At 34.2% G+C, this 5,372-nt stretch carries 2 protein-coding genes; both read left to right on the top strand.

Features of this window, described 5'->3' with window-relative positions; genetic code table 11:
• The first annotated feature begins 273 nt into the window (after positions 1-273).
• Positions 274-1,500, top strand: a complete 1,227-nt coding sequence (gene ftsW, locus KA828_RS08350) for a cell division peptidoglycan polymerase FtsW (protein WP_210126039.1) — start codon at positions 274-276, stop codon at positions 1,498-1,500.
• Between the two features lie 346 nt (positions 1,501-1,846).
• A complete protein-coding gene (locus KA828_RS08345) occupies positions 1,847-5,296 on the top strand; it encodes a pyruvate carboxylase (RefSeq protein ID WP_210126038.1) in 3,450 nt (1,149 codons plus the stop codon).
• Positions 5,297-5,372: the final 76 nt, after the last annotated feature.

The following is a 5,372-nucleotide window of genomic DNA, read 5'->3' as shown; positions in this document are numbered from 1 at the left end:
TGCGCTAAGGACTCATTCTAAATAGCACAAAAAACATACTAAGATTAGCTGTGAAGAAATCTATGACGATAGATTTTTTCACAGCTATTTTTTATGTTTTAAGCGCTTTATCAAATTGAAGGTTGAATTAGTAGGTTAATTAGATGCATCTCTAATCAGTTTATATTTGTTAAACAATGTGCACAAAGTATATAATAGTTTAGACAGAAATTATGTTTAAATGTAATAGTATTGACCATAGTTTTAAAAATCTAGAATTGGATGATCATTTTTATGAGTAATTTAAAAAATATATTTCGGTACATAGGTAGAACTGCTAAGTTCATCGATTATACATTATTAATTACATACGTTATTTTGTGTCTCTTTGGTTTGATTATGGTATATAGTGCAAGTATGGTTGCGGCAACTAAAGGGACGTTAACAGGTGGACTTGAAGTATCTGGTACGTATTTCTACAATAGACAGCTTATATACGTTATTATGAGTTTTATTGTCGTATTCTTTATCGCTTTTATGTTGAATATTAAAATATTACAACAAGCGAAAACACAGAAGTGGATTATGATAATCATCTTCGTGTTACTATTTTTAACACTTATTGTAGGTAAAAATATTAACGGTTCTAAGAGTTGGATAAATCTTGGATTTATGAACTTACAAGCATCAGAATTGTTGAAAATTGCATTCATATTATATATTTCATATGTGATCAGTCGAAAATTACCACAAGTAAGAGAGAAAATTAAAGTTATAACTGCGCCACTTGTGTTGATAGTTGTATGTCTATTTTTAGTATTATTACAGGGTGATATTGGACAGACATTGCTCATCATGATAATCATTGTATCTATGTTTATTTTTGCTGGCATTGGTGTTCAGAAAATAGTCAAAGGACCCGTCTTACTTATCGCTGGTAGTTTCGTTGGTATTGCTATACTCTTTGTAGCAAGCGGTATGATGCCACACTATTTGAAAGCCCGTTTTAGTACACTAATGAACCCATTCAGTTCTGAAGCTGGTACAGGTTACCATTTGACCAATTCATTAATGGCAATAGGTAATGGTGGTTTATTTGGACGCGGATTAGGTAATGGCATTATGAAACTTGGCTATTTGCCAGAGGCACATACTGACTTTATTTTCGCAGTCATTTGTGAAGAACTTGGTTTAGTAGGTGGATTATTTGTAATTTGCTTATTATTCTTTATCGTTTATCGCGCTTTCGTATTAGCTACTAAAACGCCATCTTATTTTTATAAATTAATTTGTGTAGGTGTTGCAAGTTATATCGGAAGTCAGACGTTTGTCAATTTAGGTGGTATTTCAGCAACTATCCCATTAACGGGTGTTCCATTACCATTCATAAGTTTTGGGGGTTCATCAATGTTAAGTTTAAGTATTGCAATGGGTCTATTATTGCTAGTTGCCAAACAAATCAAAATGGACGAAAAACGATCACAAAAAGCTAAAAAACAAAAAATTGGTTTAACTAGATAAAGTGAATAATATAAACGTTACCTTTACATGAACATAGAATTAGAGTTCATGTAAAGTTTTTTTACATTTTTATGAAAAATATTATAAAACGTCGATGTCGGTGGAGTATTATCTATTAAAGTGATAATATAAAGTTATGACTAATGATAATTTTTCCTGATGATACTCTGAACATGCGTTTTAGAAAAGGGTATATATGCAATACCTATTTTCAAGCGTTATAAGTACTTTACTATTTTTATAACTCACATTTCATAAATAAAGATAGCTTTATTATTTGAGTTAGTATAAAATTTTATTATCTAATTAGTTAGAATATTCAAACTTTAAAAGGGGAGTGCCTTTTTTGAAACATATAAAAAAATTATTAGTAGCAAACCGTGGCGAAATTGCAATCAGAATATTTAGGGCAGCAACAGAATTAAATATTAAAACCGTGGCAATTTATTCGAACGAAGATAAAAATGCTTTACATAGATATAAAGCTGACGAATCTTATTTAGTGGGCAAAGATTTGGGTCCAGCTGAGAGTTATTTGAACATTGAACGTATCATCGATGTGGCGAAACGAGCTGGTGTGGATGCAATTCATCCTGGTTATGGCTTCTTAAGTGAGAATGAACAATTTGCACATCGTTGTGAAGAAGAAGGTATTAAATTTATTGGTCCGCACTTAGAACATTTGGATATGTTTGGGGATAAAGTTAAAGCGAGAACGACTGCGATTAAAGCTAACTTACCAGTCATTCCTGGTACTGATGGACCAATTGAAAGTTTCGAAGCGGCCAAAGCATTTGCTAAAGATGCTGGTTTTCCTTTAATGATTAAAGCCACTAGTGGTGGCGGTGGTAAAGGGATGCGTATTGTTCGTGAAGAAAGAGAATTGGAAGATGCGTTTCACCGTGCCAAATCTGAAGCGGAAAAATCTTTTGGAAACAGTGACGTTTATATTGAAAGATACATAGACAATCCGAAACATATAGAAGTACAAATTATTGGTGATGAATATGGTAATATTGTGCATTTGTATGAACGTGATTGTTCGGTACAACGTCGTCATCAGAAAGTTGTAGAAGTAGCTCCTTCAGTAGGATTATCTCATGATTTAAGAGAACGAATTTGTGATGCGGCACTACAATTGATGAATAATATCAAATATGTGAATGCGGGTACTGTAGAATTCTTAGTATCAGGGGACGAGTTCTTCTTTATCGAAGTTAATCCTCGTGTACAAGTAGAGCATACAATAACTGAGATGATTACAGGTATAGATATTGTTAAAACTCAAATTCTAGTTGCTGATGGCGCTAATTTGTTTGATGAACGTATTTCTATGCCTCAACAAGAAGACATTCAATCATTAGGTTATGCCATTCAATGTCGTATTACGACTGAGGATCCAACCAATGATTTTATGCCAGATTCAGGTACAATTATCGCGTACCGTTCAAGTGGCGGCTTTGGTGTACGATTAGATGCTGGAGATGGCTTCCAAGGTGCAGAGATATCTCCGTATTACGACTCATTGCTAGTTAAATTATCGACACACGCGGTTACGTTTAAACAAGCTGAAGAAAAGATGGAACGTTCTCTTCGCGAGATGCGTATCCGTGGTGTGAAAACGAATATTCCGTTTCTAATTAATGTGATGCGAAATGATCAATTCCGAAGTGGAGATTATACAACTAAATTTATCGAACAAACGCCTGAATTATTTAATATTGCACCTACACTTGACCGTGGTACTAAAACGCTTGAATATATCGGTAATGTCACAATTAATGGTTTCCCAAATGTTGAAAAGAGACCTAAACCTGATTATGAATCAACAACGATACCTCAAGTGTCTCACAGAAAAATTAATTCATTGAATGGTACAAAGCAGTTACTTGATAACGAAGGACCGAGAGCAGTTGCGAATTGGGTTCGTGAACAAAAAGATGTATTGGTAACTGATACTACATTTCGTGATGCACATCAATCACTTTTAGCAACACGAGTACGTACTAAAGATATGATGAATATTGCCTCTAAAACAGCTGAAGTATTTAAAGATAGTTTCTCTTTAGAAATGTGGGGAGGCGCAACATTTGATGTCGCATATAACTTTTTAAAGGAAAATCCATGGGAACGACTTGAAAGATTACGTAAAGCCATTCCAAATATTTTGTTCCAAATGTTATTACGCGCTTCAAATGCAGTCGGTTATAAAAACTATGCCGATAATGTAATTGAAAAGTTTGTAAAAGAAAGTGCAAATGCAGGCGTAGATGTCTTTCGAATTTTCGATTCATTAAACTGGGTCGACCAAATGAAAGTAGCAAATGAAGCGGTTCAAAAGGCAGGTAAAATTTCTGAAGGCGCAATTTGCTATACAGGAGATATCTTAAATCCTGAACGTTCAAATGTATTCACACTTGAATATTATGTTAATTTAGCTAAAGAATTAGAACGTGAAGGCTTCCATATCTTAGCAATTAAAGATATGGCTGGATTATTAAAACCTAAAGCAGCATATGAACTTATCGGCGAATTAAAATCAGCGATAAACTTACCAATACATTTACACACTCATGATACGAGTGGAAATGGCCTGCTTATCTATAAAGAAGCGATAGATGCAGGTGTTGATATCATAGATACTGCGGTTGCATCTATGAGTGGTTTGACAAGTCAACCTAGTGCGAATTCACTTTATTATGGACTGAATGGCTTTAATCGTCATTTAAGCGCAGATATTGAAGGCTTAGAAGAACTCAGTCATTATTGGAGTACTGTGCGCCCTTACTATAGTGACTTTGAAAGTGACATTAAATCTCCTAATACTGAAATTTATCAACATGAAATGCCTGGGGGACAATATTCAAATTTAAGTCAACAAGCTAAAAGTTTAGGCTTAGGTGAACGTTTCCACGAGGTCAAAGATATGTATCGTCGTGTGAATTTCTTATTTGGAGATATCGTGAAAGTAACACCATCATCTAAAGTGGTAGGTGATATGGCACTTTATATGGTTCAAAATGATTTGGATGAACAAACAGTAATCAATGAAGGACATAAGTTAGATTTCCCTGAATCTGTTGTATCTTATTTCAAAGGTGACATCGGTCAACCAGTCAATGGTTTTAATAAAGACCTCCAAGCGGTCATCCTTAAAGGCCAACAACCATTAACAGAACGTCCAGGTGAATATTTAACCCCTGTAAATTTTGATGATATAAGACAAGAACTTGAAGCAAAAGCTTATGGTGAAGTGACTGAACAAGATGTTATCAGTTATGTATTGTATCCAAAAGTATTTGATCAATATATTCAAACGAAACAACAATATGGTGACTTATCGTTATTAGATACACCAACGTTCTTCTTCGGTATGCGTAATGGGGAAACAGTTGAAATCGAAATAGATACGGGTAAACGATTGATCATTAAACTTGAAACGATTAGTGAGCCAGATGAAAATGGTTATAGAACGATTTATTATGTGATGAATGGACAAGCGCGTCGTATTTCGATTAAAGATGAAAATATTAAAACAAATACGAACTTAAAACCTAAAGCAGATAAATCAAACCCAAGTCATATCGGTGCTCAAATGCCAGGTTCGGTTACTGAGGTAAAAGTTGCGGTTGGCGATGAAGTAAAAGTTAATCAACCACTACTAATTACAGAAGCGATGAAGATGGAAACGACAATTCAAGCACCGTTCAATGGTACAATCAAACAAGTAACCGTTGTTAGTGGTGATGCAATTGCCACAGGGGATCTACTGATCGAGATTGAAAAAGCAGATTAAATTAAATAGTTGCTTGAAAATAAGACATTTTGACGTTAGAGAACAATTCAATAAATAAAGGCTCTATAATAAATTG

It is taken from the genome of Staphylococcus sp. GDY8P85P (assembly GCF_017892405.1).
In the GTDB taxonomy this organism is placed as follows: domain Bacteria; phylum Bacillota; class Bacilli; order Staphylococcales; family Staphylococcaceae; genus Staphylococcus; species Staphylococcus borealis.
The sequence above is the reverse complement of the archived record's forward strand: the minus strand, read 5'-3'. Positions and strand labels throughout refer to the sequence as shown.

What these genes read in the sequence shown, in the direction of transcription:
- ftsW (WP_210126039.1), top strand. Translation starts at nt 274, where the DNA reads ATGAGTAATTTAAAAAATATATTTCGGTACATAGGTAGAACTGCTAAG.